The sequence below is a fragment of the Myxococcus sp. AM011 genome (assembly GCF_013372595.1).
Taxonomy (GTDB): Bacteria; Myxococcota; Myxococcia; order Myxococcales; family Myxococcaceae; genus Myxococcus; species Myxococcus eversor.
On the sequence record NZ_JABXEM010000146.1, the window covers coordinates 1 to 17,332 of the forward strand.

General features: G+C 70.5%; 11 protein-coding genes. All 11 read left to right on the forward strand.

Features of this window, described 5'->3' with window-relative positions:
* The coding region (locus HUW62_RS27400; RefSeq protein WP_176436067.1) for a DNA topoisomerase (ATP-hydrolyzing) subunit A at nt 1-2,304 on the forward strand (2,304 nt) is incomplete at its 5' end.
* A gap of 12 nt (nt 2,305-2,316) precedes the next feature.
* Complete coding sequence (locus HUW62_RS27405; protein ID WP_163867993.1) at nt 2,317-4,248, forward strand: type IIA DNA topoisomerase subunit B; 1,932 nt, start codon at nt 2,317-2,319, stop codon at nt 4,246-4,248.
* A 102-nt stretch (nt 4,249-4,350) separates the two neighbouring features.
* Nucleotides 4,351-5,883, forward strand: coding sequence for a PEGA domain-containing protein (locus tag HUW62_RS27410; RefSeq protein ID WP_176436068.1), 1,533 nt, complete (start codon nt 4,351-4,353; stop codon nt 5,881-5,883).
* 55 nt (nt 5,884-5,938) lie between these two features.
* Complete coding sequence (locus tag HUW62_RS27415; RefSeq protein WP_176436069.1) at nt 5,939-7,150, forward strand: PEGA domain-containing protein; 1,212 nt, start codon at nt 5,939-5,941, stop codon at nt 7,148-7,150.
* Nucleotides 7,151-7,198: 48 nt separating this feature from the next.
* A complete protein-coding gene (gene sppA / locus HUW62_RS27420; protein WP_176436070.1) occupies nt 7,199-9,679 on the forward strand; it encodes a signal peptide peptidase SppA in 2,481 nt (826 codons plus the stop codon).
* Between the two features lie 257 nt (nt 9,680-9,936).
* Nucleotides 9,937-11,514, forward strand: coding sequence for a transcription termination factor Rho (gene rho / locus HUW62_RS27425; RefSeq protein ID WP_163867990.1), 1,578 nt, complete (start codon nt 9,937-9,939; stop codon nt 11,512-11,514).
* A gap of 63 nt (nt 11,515-11,577) precedes the next feature.
* Nucleotides 11,578-11,847, forward strand: a complete 270-nt coding sequence (locus HUW62_RS27430) for a hypothetical protein (RefSeq protein WP_163867989.1) — start codon at nt 11,578-11,580, stop codon at nt 11,845-11,847.
* Nucleotides 11,848-11,850: 3 nt separating this feature from the next.
* Nucleotides 11,851-13,749 (forward strand): DUF4129 domain-containing protein, encoded by a 1,899-nt coding sequence (locus HUW62_RS27435; protein WP_176436071.1) that lies wholly within the window; start codon nt 11,851-11,853, stop codon nt 13,747-13,749.
* Nucleotides 13,742-15,025, forward strand: a complete 1,284-nt coding sequence (locus HUW62_RS27440) for a DUF4350 domain-containing protein (protein ID WP_176436072.1) — start codon at nt 13,742-13,744, stop codon at nt 15,023-15,025. The genes HUW62_RS27435 and HUW62_RS27440 overlap by 8 nt, the downstream gene beginning before the upstream one ends.
* Nucleotides 15,022-16,020, forward strand: a complete 999-nt coding sequence (locus tag HUW62_RS27445; protein WP_163867986.1) for a MoxR family ATPase — start codon at nt 15,022-15,024, stop codon at nt 16,018-16,020. The genes HUW62_RS27440 and HUW62_RS27445 overlap by 4 nt, the downstream gene beginning before the upstream one ends.
* Entirely contained in the window at nt 16,017-17,324 is a 1,308-nt protein-coding gene (locus HUW62_RS27450) for a DUF58 domain-containing protein (RefSeq protein WP_176436073.1), read from the forward strand. Before HUW62_RS27445 ends, HUW62_RS27450 begins: the two co-directional genes overlap by 4 nt.
* Nucleotides 17,325-17,332 lie beyond the last annotated feature (8 nt).

The window sequence follows — 17,332 nt, forward strand, 5'->3', positions numbered from 1 at the left end:
GGCTCGGCGGGGGGTGGCGATGGATATGTCCCCGCCTCGCTCGCTGACGAGGCGCGTCGCCGGTACATCAACTACGCCCTGTCGGTCATCACCTCGCGCGCCCTGCCGGACGTGCGCGACGGCCTCAAGCCCGTGCAGCGCCGCATCCTGTACGGCATGTGGAACGACCTGAACCTGTCGTTCGACACGAAGTACCAGAAGTGCGCACAGGTGGTCGGCGCCATCATGGGTCGCTACCACCCGCACGGCGACGCCTCCATCTACGACGCGCTCGTGCGCATGGCGCAGGACTTCTCCCTGCGCTACCCGCTGGTGGACGGCCACGGCAACTTCGGCTCGCTCGACGGCGACTCCGCCGCCGCCTACCGCTACACCGAGTGCCGTCTGGAGAAGCTCGCCACCGAGATGCTCGGTGAGCTGGAGCGCAAGACGGTCGACTTCCGGCCCACCTACGACGGCACGCGCAACGAGCCCATCGTCATCCCGTCGCGGGTGCCGCAGCTCCTGATGAACGGCACCACGGGCATCGCCGTGGGCATGGCCACCAACATCCCGCCCCACCACCTGGGCGAGCTGGTGGACGCGCTGGTGGCCCTCATCGAGAACCCGGCGCTGCTCACCAAGGACCTGCTCAAGTGGATCAAGGGCCCGGACTTCCCCACCGGCGGGCAGATCCTCAACGACAAGAAGGAACTGCGCGACATCTACGAGACGGGCCAGGGCAGCGTCCGCATCCGCGGTGAGTGGGACACCGAGGAGCTCAAGCGCGGCGGCACGCAGATCATCGTCACGTCCATCCCCTACACGGTGAACAAGTCCACCCTCGTCGCGAAGATTGGCGACCTGGTGCGCGAGCGGAAGCTGCCGCTCATCGTCGACGTGCGCGACGAGTCCACCAAGGACGTGCGCATCGTCCTGGAGCTGAAGAAGGACGCCAACCCCGACCTGGTGATGGCGTACCTCTACAAGCACACGCCCCTGCAGACGACGTTCGGCGTCAACCTGACGTGCCTCGTCCCCAGCGACGACAACCCCGAGGTCGGCACGCCGCGCCGGCTGGACCTCAAGAGCATCCTCCAGTTCTTCCTCGACTTCCGCTTCGGCATCGTCACCCGGCGCTACCAGCACGAGCTGGGGGAGCTGCAGAAGCGCGTCCACCTGCTCGAGGGCTTCGAGAAGGCCTACGACGCGCTGGATGAGATCATCCGCATCATCCGCCAGTCCGAGGGCAAGCAGGACGCCGCCCAGAAGTTGATGGTGCGCTTCAAACTGGATGAGCTCCAGGTGGACGCCATCCTGGAGATGAAGCTCTACAAGCTCGCCCGCCTCGAGATCCTGGTCGTCCAGAAGGAGCTCAAGGAGAAGCGCGCGGAGATCAAGCGCATCGAGGGCGTGCTCAAGGACAAGAAGAAGGTCTGGAGCACCGTCAAGGACGAGCTCGGCGAAATCAAGGGGCTCTACAACGACAAGCGCCGCACCAAGATTGGTGGCGCGGGCTCCGAGGAAGTGGAGTTCGACGCCGACGCGTTCATCGCGGACGAGGACGCCCACGTGGTCCTCACCCGCGACGGCTGGGTCAAGCGCGTGCGCGAGGTGAAGGACCCGTCCTCCACCCGTCTGCGCGAGGGCGACGCCGTCATGGCCGTGCTCGCCGGCAGCCTGAAGGCGAACCTCGTGCTGTTCAGCAACTTCGGCACCGCCTACGTCACCCGCTTCAACGACATCCCCGCCTCCACCGGCTACGGCGACCCCATCCAGAAGCTGTTCAAGTTCGACGACGGCGAGCGCGTGGTCGCCGCCCTCTCACTCGACACGCGGCTGACGAGCCCGCAGAAGCTCCTGGGCGTGACGCGGCACGGCATGGGCATGCGCTTCCTCCTGGAGCCGCACCTGGAGGTCTCCACGCGCGCCGGACGTCGCTACGCCAAGACGGGCGAGGGCGATGAGATCATCGGCGTGCAGGCGGTGGGCGAAAAGGACCTGCTCGCGGTGCTCACCAAGAAGACCAACGCCCTGGTGTGCAAGGCGGCGGAGATCAACGAGCTGGCCGGCCCCGGCAAGGGCGTCACCGTCATCAAGGTGGATGCGGATGACCAGGTGGTGGACTTCCTCGTCACCGCGCCCAACAACAAGGACGCGAAGCTGGATTTCGACACGCAGAAGGGCCGCAAGCTGCAGCTCGCCCCCGCGAAGTACGGGGTGACGGGCCGCGGCGGCAAGGGCCACGAGATGTCCAAGCGCGACGCGGTGGAGGACGTGGCCAAGCTCCCCGTCTTCATCCCGTTGCCCGAGAAGAAGGACTAGCCAGAGGACGCCATGGCGACGAAGAAGGAAAGCTACACAGGCGCCGACATCCAGGTCCTCGAGGGCCTGGAGCCGGTGCGCAAGCGCCCGGCCATGTACATCGGCGGGACGGACGGCACGGGGTATCACCACCTGTTGTGGGAGATCCTCGACAACTCGGTGGACGAGGTCATCAACAGCCACGCCACCACCGTCGAGGTGACGCTCCACAAGGATGGCCGCAGCATCACCGTGGTGGACAACGGGCGAGGCATCCCCGTGGACATCATGCCCAAGCTCAAGAAGTCCGCCTTGGAGGTCATCCTCACGACGCTGCACTCGGGCGGCAAGTTCGAGCAGGGCAACTACACCCACTCGGGCGGTCTGCACGGCGTGGGCAGCTCCGTGGTGAACGCGCTCTCCCGCAAGCTGACGGTGGAGATCAAGCGCGACGGCAAACGCCACGTCCAGACGTACGCGCGCGGCAAGCCCACCAGCCCCCTGAAGGCGGAAGGCGGCGCGCGCGGCACCGGCACGTCGATAACCTTCGAGCCGGACCCCGAAATCTTCGGCGAGAAGCTGAAGTTCGACGCGGAGCTGGTGCGCGAGCGGCTGGAGGCCAAGAGCTACCTGCACAAGGGGATGACGGTCGTCTGGAAGGACGAGACTTCCAGCCCCTCCACGTCGGTGACGTACAAGCACGACGGTGGCATCGCCGAGTACCTCACCAAGGTGGTGACGGAGCGGCAGAAGCCGCTGGTACCGGTGGGCAGCAGCACGTTCTACCACTCGCGCGACAACGGGGTGCGGCTGGAGGTGGCGCTGGGCTGGACGGAGGCCACCGACGAGCACATCCGCTCCTACGTCAACGGCGTCCCCACGCCCATGGGCGGCACGCACGAGGCGGGCCTCAAGGGCGCCGTCGTCAAGGCGGTGCGCAACTACATCGAGACGCACGACCTGACGCCCAAGGGCGTGACGCTCACCGCGGAGGACATCCGCGAGGGAATCACGTCGATTCTCTCCGTCTACGTGGTGGAGCCCCAGTTCCAGGGCCAGACGAAGTCGCGCCTCAACAACCCCGAGGTGGCGGCGCAGGTGGACGGCGTGCTGCGCCCGGCGCTGGAGAAGTGGCTCAACGACAACAAGAGCATCGCCGAGGCCGTCATCGCCCGCATCATCCTGGCGGCGCGCGCTCGCGAGGCCAGCCGCGCCGCGTCCCAGGCCGTCAGCCGCAAGACGGCCGTCAGCCACCGGCTCAACCTGCCGGGGAAGCTGGCGGACTGCTCGTCCACGGACCCCAACCTGAGCGAGCTGTTCCTCGTGGAAGGTGACTCGGCAGGTGGCTCCGCCAAGCAGGGCCGTGACAGGCGCACCCAGGCCATCCTCCCCTTGCGGGGCAAGGTGCTCAACGCGGAGCAGGCGTCCACCGACAAGGTGGCGGGCAACAAGGAGCTCCAGGACATCGTCAGCGCCCTGGGCTGCGGCATCGGCGCGGACTTCGACATCACCAAGCTGCGCTACGGCCGCGTCTTCCTGCTGATGGACGCCGACAGCGACGGCCACCACATCGCCACGCTGCTGCTCACCTTCTTCTACCGGCACCTGCGCCCGCTCATCGAGAGCGGCGCCATCCACATCGCCCAGCCCCCGCTGTTCCGCGTGGACATCGGCAAGGAGACGTACTGGGCGCTGGACGAGGCGGACCGGGACAGAATCATCCGCGAGAAGGTCAAGGGCAACGCCAAGCCCAACATCATGCGCTTCAAGGGCCTCGGTGAGATGACCGCCGATGAGCTCAAGGAGACGACGTTGGACCAGAAAAACCGGATGAGCCTGCGAGTCACCATCGACAACCCCATCGAGACGGACCGCGTCATCAATGACTTGATGGGCAAGGACGTGAGCGCCCGCTTCAAGTTCATCATGGAGCGAGCGGGCGAGGTCGAAGCGCTGGACGTCTAGCCATCGGTCATCCTGCCGAGGGTCCCCCCCGCCCCGGACTGCCCCCGGGGCGGAGGCGGGGGACCGTGACGGGGCTCCCTCTGCTCGGCTAGATTCCCCGGCGTGAATACGTTCCGCCGAATCGCCCTGCTCCTCACCCTGCTGCTGGCCTTCCTTCCCGCCCACGCCCAGACGACGCGCAAGAAGTCCGCGCGCAAGAAGGCCGTGTCCACCAAGTCGGTGAAGAAGAAGAAGCCAGTCCGCGACGTGAAGAAGCCGCCCGTCGTCGAGGACACGGACACCGCGGACACGGGCGATGTGGCCTCCCCGGAGCCCATGGTCTTCGGAGATCCCGACGCCGCGCCGCCCGACTCCGACAAGCCCGCGGCGCCCCCCGCGAAGCCCGCGCCCACGGTGGCCAAGCCCGTCGCGCCGCCGCCTCCGAGCGCCGGAGAGCCGACGAAGCCCTCCACGAGGCCGTCGCTGGCGTCCACGCCCGCCGCGTCCACGGGCCCCGTGGCGCTGTTCTCCATCGCCCGTTCGTCGGCCGCTTCCGCGGCGGCGCTCAAGCTGGAGACGGAGCTGACGCGCCACCTTCAGCGCGGGGGTGACGTGCAGTTCGTGGACCTGGGCACGGCCTTCCCTCCTCCGGAGCCGACGCCATTGACCAAGGCCGACGACCTGTTCGAGGAGGGCCGGGGCGCCTACGACAACCTGGACCCGGAGGTCGCCGAGGCGAAGTTCCGCTCCGCGGCCGAGGCGTATGAGAAGTCCCCCGGCGAGCTGCGGCCGGAGCGGCTGGGCGAGACGTTCCTGTTCCTCGGCGCGTCCCGGATGCTCAACGGCGACACGGCCGGCGCGAAGGAGGCCTTCCTGCGCTCCGTCGTCGCCGAGCCCTCCACCCGCCCGGACAAGGCCCTCTTCGGCCAGGACGTGCAGAAGGCCTTCGAGGAGGCCCGCACCGAGGCGAACGCGCGTCCCAGCGGCACCCTCGTCGTGGACTCCCAGCCCGCGGGCGCCCAGGTGCGGGTGCGCGGCCAGGACGTCGGCGTGACGCCGCTCAAGGGCATCTCCGTCCCCGCCGGCCACCACGCGGTGGTGGTGTCGTCGCCGGGCTACACGTCCTTCGCCCAGTACACGGAGGTGAAGGCCACCGGGAGCGCCGAGGTGAAGGCGACGCTGGCGCCCGGACCGGGCCTGTCCGCCATCCGCGAGGCCTCCGCGCGCGCCGGCTCGAAGGAGGCCTTCGAGAGCGAGACGCTTCCTCCCGAGACGGGCGCCATCGCCGAGCGCCTGGACGCTCGCTACCTAGTGCTGGCCGCGGTGTCCCAGGACAAGAAGGGCCGCCTCCAGGCGGAGCTCCAGGTCTGGGACGTGCGCACCCAGGCGCGGCTGCGCGGCGTGGAGATCGACCTGTCCGGCAAGGACCGCAAGAAGGGCCCCGAGGCGGCGGCCCAGCAGGTCCGCGACTTCATCAACGGCGCCATGTCGCCGCGCTTCGCGGAGGAGACGGGCACCGGCACGTCCCTGCTGAAGCGGCCGTGGTTCTGGGCCGTCGTCGGAGGCGCTGCGGCGGTGACGGCGGGCGCCGTCTTCGTGGCGACCCAGGACAAGGGCCGGCCCTTCAATCCCATCACCGGAGGAACAGGCTTCTGAGCCACGGGTTGAATGACAGATCGCCCGCTCGCGTCGCTCGTTTCTGAGGTTACCCATGAGAGCCCTCGTCCTCGCCCTGCTTCCCTCGCTCGCCCTGGCCGCGGCCCCCGCACCGGCTCGGCGCGTCACCAGCCTCCTCGTCCCCATGGACCCGGCCTCCGAGGCCAACGCCGTCCAGATGGAGGGCTACATGAACGAGGCCCTGGGGAACTTCGCGGGCTTCACCGTGCGCAAGCCCGAGGAGCTCTTCGGGCTGCCGGGAGACCCCGCCGCCCAGTCCGCGCTGGAGCGCGCCCGCAAGGGCTACTCGGAGAGCGCCGCCGCCTTCGACAAGAAGGAGTACGACGAGGCGGAGGCGAAGGTGCGCGCCACCCTCAAGGAGCTCAACGGCGCGCCATCGTCCATGCGCGGCTGCTCGCCCCTGTGCGAGTCGCTGGCGCTGTACGCCGCGCTGCTGCACCTGCGCGGTGACGTAGAGGAGGCGAAGCTGGTCCTCATCGACCTCGTCGCCGTCTCGCCCACCTTCGAGCTGAACCCCAAGCGCTTCAGCCGGGAGTTCATCTCCCTGCGCGTGCAGGTGGCCACCGGCCGCACGTCCCTGCTTCGCGGCAGCGCCACGGTGAAGTCGCGGCCCTCCGGCGCGCGCGTCTACGTGGATGGCGAGATGGCCGGCTACACGCCGGTGACGATTCCCACGCTGGCGGTGGGCAAGCATCTGTTGCGCATCGAACGTCCGGGCTTCCGTCAGTACGGCCAGCTCATGGAGGTGACGCCGGATGACGTGGAGGTGAGCACGGAGCTGGTGCCCACGGCCTCGTACAAGGCCTACGACGCGCAGTTGGACCGCGTGGCCAGCGAGGTGTCGCGGGGCATCGCCCAGGCCAACGGCGTGGCGGGGCTGGGCAAGTCCCTGGGCCTGGAGCGCGCCATGGTGGGCACGGTGAAGGCCTCGGGCGAGGGCAACGAGCTCATCCTCGGCTACTACGACTTGCGCAACGGCAAGAAGCTGGGAGGCCGCCGCGTGGTGCTCCAGGGCGACGAGTTCGGTCAGCTCAAGGCGGAGATGGAGCGCATGGTGAATCAGATGGTGAACACCAGCGACGGTGGCGCGGAGAAGGTGGTGCGCAGCTCGGACCCGCTCGACAACCGGGGCGGCACCGAGGACTGGGGCGCCGAGGACCGGGGCGGACGCACCCGGACCGAGGAGAAGAAGAAGAAGAAAGTGGATGACCCGCTCGACGGGGTGTCCGGAACCGAGGACTGGTGACACGCGGCGCTTGTCCCGGGGCGGGCGCGGCCTAGAGTCCTGGCGCGTATGCGCCTGCTCGCCCTCCTGCCGCTGCTCTCGTCGCTCGCGCTCGCCCAAACGAGCACCATCGTCCAGGCCCCCGTCCCCACGCGGGGGATGACGCTGCCGCCCACCGGCGCGGCGCTGGTGGACGAGGCCACCGCCCTCTCGCTCAACCCGGCGGGCCTGGGCTTCGTCAACGCCGCGCAGCTCTTCTACCTGCACGAGCGCAACCTGGAGCGCGACAGCATCGCGGACGGCGTCTTCCTGGGCGCGAACCTGGGAGGCCTGGGCCTGGGCGGCGCGATGGAGTGGATTCGCGGACGCCACGAGCCGCACTACCGCCGCACCTCGCTGGGCCTGTCGCTGGGCTCGCCCACGCTGCGGCTCGGGGCCTCGTGGCACGGCTTCAGCTCCAGGGACGACGACATCGACGCGCTGGATACCTTCGACGTGGGCCTCACCGCCCGCCCCCTGCGCGCCCTGTCGCTGGCGGCGGTGGTGAAGGACATCAACGCGCCCACGGAAGGCGCCCTCGAAATCAAGCGCGGCTACGACTTCGGCCTGGGCCTGCGCCCGTTCGGTGAGCGCTTCACGCTGGGCGTGGACTGGCTGTTCTCCGAGGGGGCGTTCCGCCAGGGCCAGGCCACGTACACCCTCCTGGCGGAGGTGATTCCGGGCCTGCGGCTGGGCGGCGGCGTGTCGCACGGCTTCGTCAGCGGCGTGCCGGTGGCGCTCCAGTTGGCGGCGACGGTGGACACCGGCCACATCGGCGTCACCTACGCGGCGGGCGGCGGCGACGACGGCACGGACCACGTCGTCGGAGTGCGCCTGTCGTCGGAGAACTATCGCTCGCTGCGCCCGCCCGGGGGCGTGGTGACGATGCTGGACCTGAACGACGTGTTGTCCGGCGGCGGCAGCCCGCTGCTGGCGGTGCTCGGCGTGAGCGAGGCGGACCCGTTCCTGCGGCTGTCGCGCTGGCTGGACCTGGCCGCGAAGGACGAGCGGCTGTCGGGCGTGGTGCTGAAGATGGAGGGCCTGCCCGGGGTGGACTGGGGCAAGGCGGAGGAGCTGCGGCAGGCGGTGCTGCGGCTGCGCGCGTCCGGCAAGCGGGTGATGGCGGTGCTGATGTCGGTGGACGACATGGGCTACTTCGTGGCGACGGCGGCGGAGCGCATCTACGCGGTGCCGGAGTCGTTCCTGCACATCAACGGCCTGGCGGCGCACCTGCAGACGTTCGGCGGGACGATGGACAAGCTCGGGGTGAAGTGGGACGTGGCGCGCGTGGGCAAGTACAAGACGGCGCCCGAGCAGCTCACCCTCAGCGAGCCGAGCGACGCCTCGCGCGAGTCGGTGGGCGCGTACCTGGACAACGAGGTGAGCTGGTACGAGCGCGCGGTGACGGAGTCGCGCAAGGTGCCGGTGGAGAAGCTGCGCGAGCTGTGGGCCGCGGGCCTTCCCACGCCGAAGCGGGCCCTGGAGCTGGGCTTCCTGGACGGCATCATCCACCCCTCGGAGCTGGACGGGAAGGTGCGGGAGCTGGTGCCCCGGGGCCGCTTCAGCGCGGCGTACTCTCCCCGCGACGAGCGCGAGGGCCGCTGGGGCACGCGTCGCCGCATCGCCGTGGTGCCGGTGCTGGGCACCATCGCCGGAGGCACCAGCCGCGAGGACCCGCTGGGCTTCAGTCAAATCGCCGGCGCGGAGACGGTGATGCGCGCGCTGGAGTCGGCGAAGTCGGACCCGTCCGTCGTCGCCATCGTCCTGCGCGTGGACTCGGGCGGTGGCGAGGTGCTGGCCTCGTACCTCATGTACCAGGCGGTGCTGGACGCGGCGAAGGAGAAGCCCGTCATCGCCTCCATGGGCGACGTGGCGGCGTCCGGCGGCTACTACGCCGCGATGGGCGCCACGGAGGTGCTGGCGCTGCCCACGACGATTACCGGCAGCATCGGCGTCTTCTACATCAAGCCCGCGCTGAAGGGCCTCCTGGGCGACAAGCTGGGCATGAGCCAGGAGACGCTGAGCCGCTCGCCCATGGCGGACGTGTTCGGCATGTGGGAGCCCTGGACGCCGGAGCAGCAGACCGCGGTGCAGCAGTGGGTGGACGCGTCCTACGACATGTTCATCACCGAGGTGGCCAAGGCTCGCAAGAAGGACAAGGCGGACATCGACGCGATTGCCCGGGGCCGCGTGTGGAGCGGCACGGACGCGCTCGCCCGGGGCCTGGTGGACCGGCTCGGGGGCCTGCATGACGCGGTGGAGTCCGCTCGCAAACGCGCGGGCGTGGCGCCTTCCGAGGAGCTGGACCTGGTGCTGATGGGCGAGGCGCGCGGCTTCTTCTCCGGCCTGGGCGGGGAGCCGGGCGTGCGAGCGGCGCTCGCCCTGCTCCCGGCGCCCGCCGAGCCCTTCCCGGCCGCGCTGAGCCAGTTCGCGCGCGAGGCGGGGGTGAACCTGGAGCTCTTGCGCCCGGGGATGAAGGCGATGATTCCCTTCACCCTCACCGTTCGCTGAGGACGTGTTGGCGGGAAGGAGGTCCGCCCGCCAACACCCCACGAAAAAACGGGAGCGCGCCGGGCGTCCTCTGTTAGTGTTCCTCATGCACGCTGGTCGGCCTTCGGGCCGCCAGGGTGCTCCAGGGACCGGCGGTTCGGCCTTCCGTGTCTCAGGGCCCCGCGCCCGGCTCCCTGTCCCACAGCCTGAGTCACCCTGCGTCCCCCCGCCCTCCCCTCGGGATGGCCCGTGTGGGGCGCACACGGTCTGGAAACCTCATGAGCGAAAACTCCGATAACCGCGACCCACGTGATACCCCGCCGCCGCCAGCGGTTGCCCGCCCCGTCCCTCCTCCTGAAGCGGACGATGATGGCGGCGATGACGGCGACGACGAGGGTGGAGACGAGGGTGATGGCGGAGGCGGTGGCGCCTCGGCCAGCGGTGGTCCCGGCGGACAACCCGGTCAGCCCGGTGGACGCCGCCGTCGTCGGCGCCGTCGTCGTCGTGGCGCGCAGGTGCTCTTCACGCCGGAGGGTCAGGCGTACCGGATGCAGCCGGGCCCGGACGGGCAGCAGGTCCAGGTCTTCCTGACGCCGCAGGAGCTGGAGCAGCACAAGCAGCGCCAGGCCCAGCAGCAACAGCAGCCGGGACCGCAGCAGCCCCAGCAGGGACCGCAGCAAGGGGGCCACGGTGGCGGCCAGCAGCACCCGCGCGAGCCGCGCCACGGCGGTCAGCAGGCCCAGGCGGCGCAGCAGTCCAACCTGTCGCCCGTGGAGGGCGTGCTGGACACGGAGGCCAAGGGCCCCAACGCGTTCCTGCGGCAGGTGAAGCGAAACCTCCTGGCGGCGCCGGACGACCCGGAGCTGCCCAAGAACCTGGTGCAGAAGCTGCGGCTGCGACAGGGCCAGTACCTGACGGCCTTCGCGCAGATGCGCGGCCACAAGGGCATCATCCAGAAGGTCGACACGGTGGATGGCCGCCCGCTGGAAGGCGCTCCCCGGCTGCCGCACTTCGCGGACCTGACGTCGGTGGACCCCACCGAGCGGCTCAAGCTGGAGTGCGGCCACAAGGAGATGGTGACGCGGGTGTTGGACCTGGTGTCGCCCATCGGCAAGGGCCAGCGCGCGCTCATCGTCGCCCCGCCGAAGACGGGCAAGACGATCATGCTCCAGCGCATCGCCCAGGCCGTCATCTCCAATCACCCGGAGGCGCACGTCATGGTGCTGCTCATCGACGAGCGGCCCGAGGAAGTGACGGACATGCGCCGCAGCATCAAGGCGGAGGTCGTCGCCTCCAGTTCGGACCGGCCCACCGCGGACCACCTCAAGGTGGCGGAGCTGGCGCTGGAGCGCGCCCGTCGGCTGGTGGAGAACGGGAAGGACGTGGTCATCCTCCTGGACTCGATTACGCGTCTGGCGCGCGCCTACAACAAGGAGATCGACAACTCCGGCCGCACCATGTCCGGAGGCGTGGACAGCCGTGCGCTGGAGCGCCCCAAGCGCATCTTCGGCGCCGCGCGCGCCACGGAAGAGGCGGGCTCGCTGACCATCATCGGCACGGCGCTCATCGACACCGGCAGCCGCATGGACGAGGTCATCTTCGAGGAGTTCAAGGGCACCGGTAACTCCGAAGTCACGCTTGACCGCCTGCTCGCGGAGAAGCGCGTCTTCCCGGCGGTGAACATCGCCCAGTCCGGCACCCGCAAGGAGGAGAAGCTCTTCACCCTGCGCGAGTACGAGAAGGTGAAGAAGCTGCGGCAGATGCTCCACGCGGTGAAGCCCGTGGAGGCCATGGAAGCGCTCGTCAAGCGGCTCTCCCGCTACACCTACAACGACGAGTTCCTGGACGAGCTCTAAGGCGAGCTCCGAGACAGCGCGCGGGGGTGGTACAGCGGGCCCGGGTTTGCGTAAGGTGGCGGCATGATTCAGGGCTCGGGCCGCTGCCACTACCACCCGGAGCGCGCCGGTCTCGGCATCTGCGTGGAGTGCCGGCGGGTCATCTGCCGGGAATGCACCACGCAGTTCGAGGGCATCAACCGCTGCGCGAGTTGTCTGGGCCAGCGCCTCAAGGCGCTGGAGGGCCCGGGTGAGCGGCGCGAGTGGACGGTGGCCAACGGGCTGCTGGCGGTGGTGGGCCTGTTCCTCGTCTGGGGCGGCTTCTATCTGGTCGCTTCGCTGGTGGCGAGCTAGCCCATGGCCGTCTCCGCGCTCGAGCTGCGCCCCCGCAACGCCGTCGCGCTGATGGACGCGGCGCTGCGCCTGTGCGCCCGGAGCACGGGCGTCTGGGCCCTCACGCTGCCCGGCGGCGCGGCCGTCATCGCCGCCATGCTGTACCTGGCCGAGGCGATGCGCATGGGGCGCTCGCTGGCCCTGCCGACGCTGGCGCTCACCCTGGCCTGGTTCGTCCGGGGCGTGTGCCAGGGCGCCGCGTGTCACCACGTCCAGGCGCGGCTCCTGGAGGGCCAGGGCGAGCCCTCCACGTGGGATTCGCTGAAGGCCGCGCTGGGGCGTCTGCCCTCGCTCCTCGTCGCGGTGGGCTACCTCTTCTGCTTCAACGGGCTGGTCCTGACGCTGACCCTGGGCATCGGCTTCCTCATGTTCTCCGCGCAGGCCGTGGGCTACGCCGCGGTGATGCAGGGCCAGGGGAGCGTGCTGCGGCTGTACGGGCAGTCCTCGCGGCTGTTGGGCCCGGCGCGCGGCACCGCGACGATGGTCCGCCTGCTCATGGGCGCGCAGGTCCTGGTGTTCTTCAACCTGCACATCGCGTTCAACTTCCTGCTGATGATGGCCCGCAAGCTCGTGGGCGTCGACCTGACCTTCGCGGAGCGCTTCGCCTCGCTGGACAACGTGCCCTGGCTCCTGTTCCTCGCGGCGGCGACGTTCGCCCTCTTCGAGCCCGTGCGCGCCGCCACCGCCACGCTGCTGCTGGTGGACGGCCGGGTGCGGCAGGAGGGGCTCGACCTGATGGCGTCCGTGCAGCAGCTTCCGACGCGCGACTCCGGCAGGCTGCTGGGCCCTCGCAGCGCGGCCGTGCTCGTGGTGGCACTGGCGCTCGGGTTGCTCGTCGGGACTCCCGCCCGGGCACAGGAGGACACGGAGCCCAGGCCCCCCGTCACCTCCGGGCGCGAGGCGGCGAAACGGCTGGGACAGGTGTCGGAGTCCTGCGAGGGCGGTGAGCCCTCCGAGGACCCGCGCTTCGAGCGCCTGGGCTCCCTGAGCGCCGGTGAGCGCGGCAAGCTGGACCGCCTGGTGCGCGCGGTGGAGCGCCAGGCGTACGACGACGAGGACTGCGCCTCGGCCCTGGCCACGCTGGAGCGGGGGCTGGCGCAGGCGACAGGGACGGTGGAGGCTCAAGCGCAGGCGGACGCGCGCGTCGCCTCGGCGCGGGCCCGCGACATCCTGGCGCGGCCGGAGTTCGCGGTGGCGCCCCCCAAGGAGGCGGCGGAGACCCCCGAGGAGACTCCGCCCCCGGAGCCTCCAGGCTGGTGGCGGCGATTCATCGACAAACTGTCGGAGTGGCTCAAGGAGTTCTTCAAGCGCGACGAGGCACCGGAGCCCATCTCCACCGTGCCCCCGGTCATCAGCGGCGGCGCGGTGGCCAACGCCCTGGTGGTGGTGCTGGTGGGGCTGACGGTGGTGGTGCTGGCCATCGTGCTGGTGCGCGCGCTGCGCAAGTCCCAGCCGAAAGCGCGCGCCGACGGGCTGGAGGTGTCCACCCTGGATGCCGCCACCCTCGCCGGAGACCCGGCGCACGCGCTGTCACGTCCGCCGGAGGGCTGGGCCCAGCTCGCGGACGAGCTCGCGGCGCGTGGGGAATACCGCGAGGCGGTGCGCAGCCTGTATCTGGCGCTGCTGTCCCGGCTCCACCGCGACGGCGCCATCCTCTACGACGTGACGCTGTCCAACTGGGACTACCTGCGCCAGTTCAAGGGCCGCTCGGAGTGGAAGCCCCGCTTCCGCGAGCTGACGCTGCGCTTCGACTTCGCCTGGTACGGCAACACGCCGGTGGGCCAGTCGGGCTATCAGGAGTTCCGCACGCTCACCGCGCCCATGCTGGCAGGACCCACCACCCCGGAGGCCGCCGGTGCGTGACCGCTTCCCGTTGCTGGTGGTCGGCGGACTGGTGCTCACCGTGGTGCTGGGCTCGCTGCTCGTGAAGGGCGCCAAGCGCGGCGAGTTCGCCGACACCCTGTCCACCTACCGCGCGCAAGAAGACGGCGCCCGCGCCCTGTTCCTGCTGGCCGAGGAGAGCGGCCTGCCAGTGACACGCCGCATGGCGGACATGCGCATCATCGGAGACGGCACCTCGACGCCGGTGCTGCTGGCGGTGGAGGTGGAGGACTCGCGCGAGGATGACCTGGAGCAGACGCAGCTCGCCGCCGAGCCCGATGCGGGCCTGGGCGACGAGCACGCGCCTCGCGTCGGCTTCAATGCCTTTCGCGCCAGCCACCTGGACGACCGCGAGGTGACGGAGCTCCTGGAGCGCGTGGTGGCGGGCGGCACGGCCGTCTATGTGCCCTGGGGCTCGCGGGAGAACCCGCTGCTCGACGCGTTGGGCGTGAAGCTCACCAAGGCGGACACCACGCTGCCCATGCGCACGCTGGTGCCGCCCTTCCCTTCCCCGTACACGCTGGGCGTGGAGCGGGTGGAGGTGAAGGTGCAGGCCTACCTGGAGCTGCCGGACAACGCGGTGCCGCTGCTCGAGGACGAGCGGCTGGGGCGCATGGTGGCGGCGGTGGTGCCTCACGGCCAGGGCCGGGTGCTGGTGGTGGGCGCGCCGGAGCTGGCGATGAACGGGGCGCTGGCGCGCGCGGACAACGCGCAGTTCTGGCTCTCGTCCTTGCGTGCGCTGGGGCCGGGCCCCTACGAGTTCGACGAGTTCCACCACGGCTTCACCAACGAGCGCTCGGTGGTGGACTTCGCGCGGCGCTACGGGCTGCAGTTCGCGGTGCTCCAACTGCTCGTGGGCGTGGCGCTGTGGTCCGTGGCGCTCAAGCGCTTCGGCCCGCCCCGCCCTCCTCCCGAGTCCGCGCGCGTGGGCGCCACGGATGCCTTGTTCGCCATGGCGCGGCTGTACCGCGAGGGACGGCACCACGCCTTCGCCGCGAAGCTCGTCTCGCGCGGACTCACCCAGGAGTTCGCCCTGCACTCGGGGCTGCCCGCGCACGCGACGCCCGCCGCCGTCTCCGACGCGCTGAAGGAGCGCGGACGCGCGGACCTGGCGCGCGGCCTGAGTGACGTGGCCGCCCGCGCGGAGAGCGCGGTGAACGACTCCGACCTTCAGCAGCTCACCGCTCGCGCGGCGGGGCTGCGCCAACGACTCCATTCCGCCGGCACCGCCCGGCGCGGCACTCCCGGAACCCCATGAACGCGAATGACTCCGCCTCCCCCCTCGTGCCCGCTGGCTCCGCCGTGCAGGCAGCCCACGCCATCCGCGAGGGCGTGCTGCGCGAGGTGCGCAAGGCCGTCGTGGGCCAGGACGAGGTGCTGGAGCTGATGCTCTGCGGCCTCATCGCCGGCGGCCACGTGCTGCTGGAGGGCGTGCCCGGCGTGGCCAAGACGCTGATGGCCAAGGCGCTGGCGCGCAGCATCAGCTCCGACTTCAAGCGCATCCAGTTCACCCCGGACCTGATGCCAGCGGACATCCTGGGCACCAGCGTGTTCGACTTGAAGACGCAGGGCTTCGTGCTGGTGCGCGGCCCCATCTTCACGGACCTGCTGCTGGCGGACGAAATCAACCGCGCCCCGGCGAAGACACAGTCCGCGCTGCTGGAGGCCATGCAGGAGCGCGGCGTGTCGCTGGAGGGCCGCAACCTGACGCTGTCGCCCCTCTTCACGGTGTTCGCCACGCAGAACCCGGTGGAGTCGGAGGGCACGTACCCGCTGCCCGAGGCGCAGTTGGACCGCTTCCTCCTGAAGATTGACGTCGGCTACCCCGCGCCGGAGGAAGAGGACGCGATTCTGGCGTCGGTGCACCGGGGCTTCGACGCGGGAGACCTGGCGCGCGCCGGAGTGAGCGCCGCGGTGACGAAGGACGGCCTGCTGGCCGCCCGCGCCGCGCTCAGCGAAGTCAACGTGGAGCCGCCGGTGCTCAGCTACATCCGCAAGCTGGTGTCCGCGACGCGCGCCTCCAGCCGCATCCGACTGGGCGCGGGCCCTCGCGCGGGCGTGCACCTGCTCTTGGCGGCCAAGGCCCTGGCGGCGCTGCGTGGACGCAACTTCGTCACGCCGGACGACGTGCGCTTCCTCGCCGGCCCCGTGTTGAAGCACCGCCTGCTATTGTCGCCGGACGCGGAGCTGGATGGCGCCACGCCGTCGGACGTGCTGCGCGAGGTGGTGCAGGCCGTGGAGGTCCCTCGGTGATTCCCACCGGGCGCCTCTGGGGGCTGCTCGCGCTGCTGGCCGTGCCCATGATGGCCGCGGGTTTCTTCCCCGGCCTGGGCGGCGCCGTCATCGCCCTGGATGCGCTGGCCCTGGCGCTGGCGCTGCTGGACTTCTTCAGCGCCCGCTCGGCGAAGCTGGAAGCGCGGCGCGTGCTGCCGCAGCGGCTCAACGTCGGAGTGCCCAACAAGGTCGAGCTGCGCGTGGTGCACCGGGGTGGCCGGAAGGTGCGCGTGCGCCTCAAGGACGGCGTGCCGGAGTCCTTCACCGCCACGCCCGAGGAAGCCCCGCTGGAGCTTCCGGCGGACAGCGAGACGCGCTGGGTGTACCGGGTGACGCCGGCGAAGCGCGGGCGCTTCGACTTCGGGGACGTGTACGTGCGAGTCCAGGGGCCGCTGGGCCTCGTGTCCCACGAGCGCGTGTTCCCCGCCGCGCAGTCCATCTCTGTCTACCCGGACCTGCGCGGGGCCAACCGGCTGCTGTTGTCCGGCGCCGCGTTGGACCTGGTGAACCTGGGCCTGCGCCAGCTCCGCCGCGACGGACGGGGCAGCGAATTCGCGCGCCTGCGCGACTATGCCCAGGGCGACAGCGCGCGTGACGTGGACTGGAAGGCCACGGCCCGGCGAGGCAAGCCGGTGACGCGCGTGCTGGAGTCGGAGCGCTCGCAGTCCATCCTCATCTGCGTGGACGCGGGTCGCTCCATGGCCGCGCAGGTGGACGGCCTCACCAAGCTGGACCACGCGGTGAACGCCGCGCTCTTCCTGGCCTTCGTCGCCGTGCGCAACGGAGACCGCGTGGGCCTGGCCGTCTTCGCGGACGGCGTGAAGACATACCTGCCTCCAGCGGCGGGACGAGGGCAGTACCGGAAGATGGTGGACGCGCTCTACTCCACGACACCGAGCCTGACGTACGTGGACTACCTGGCGCTCTTCAAGGAGCTGAACGTCCGCCTCACCCGGCGCAGCCTGCTGTGTGTCTTCACGGACTTCCTCGACGAGGAGCAGGCCTCCACCATGGTGGCCCCGCTGCACCGGCTCGCGCGGCGCCACGTGCCCCTCTGCCTGTCGGTGAAGGACACCGCGTTGCAGAAGCTCCTGCGCACGCCGCCGCCCGGGCCGGAGGAGGCCTTCCAGCACGCCGTCGCCTCGGAGCTGCTCTCGGACCGCGAGGTGCTCAAGGCGCGGGTGAGCCAGGGCGGCGTGCAGATGCTGGATGTTCAACCGGATGACTTGAGCCTCGCGGCCGTCAACCGCTACCTCGACATCAAGGCCCGGGGCGTGCTGTAGCGGGCGGC

Excerpts from the sequence above, each read along its gene's own strand:
- HUW62_RS27405 (WP_163867993.1), top strand. The coding sequence starts at position 2,317 with ATGGCGACGAAGAAGGAAAGCTACACAGGCGCCGACATCCAGGTCCTC.
- HUW62_RS27430 (WP_163867989.1), top strand. The coding sequence starts at position 11,578 with ATGATTCAGGGCTCGGGCCGCTGCCACTACCACCCGGAGCGCGCCGGT.
- HUW62_RS27415 (WP_176436069.1), top strand. The coding sequence starts at position 5,939 with ATGAGAGCCCTCGTCCTCGCCCTGCTTCCCTCGCTCGCCCTGGCCGCG.
- sppA (WP_176436070.1), top strand. The coding sequence starts at position 7,199 with ATGCGCCTGCTCGCCCTCCTGCCGCTGCTCTCGTCGCTCGCGCTCGCC.
- HUW62_RS27435 (WP_176436071.1), top strand. The coding sequence starts at position 11,851 with ATGGCCGTCTCCGCGCTCGAGCTGCGCCCCCGCAACGCCGTCGCGCTG.
- rho (WP_163867990.1), top strand. The coding sequence starts at position 9,937 with ATGAGCGAAAACTCCGATAACCGCGACCCACGTGATACCCCGCCGCCG.
- HUW62_RS27445 (WP_163867986.1), top strand. The coding sequence starts at position 15,022 with ATGAACGCGAATGACTCCGCCTCCCCCCTCGTGCCCGCTGGCTCCGCC.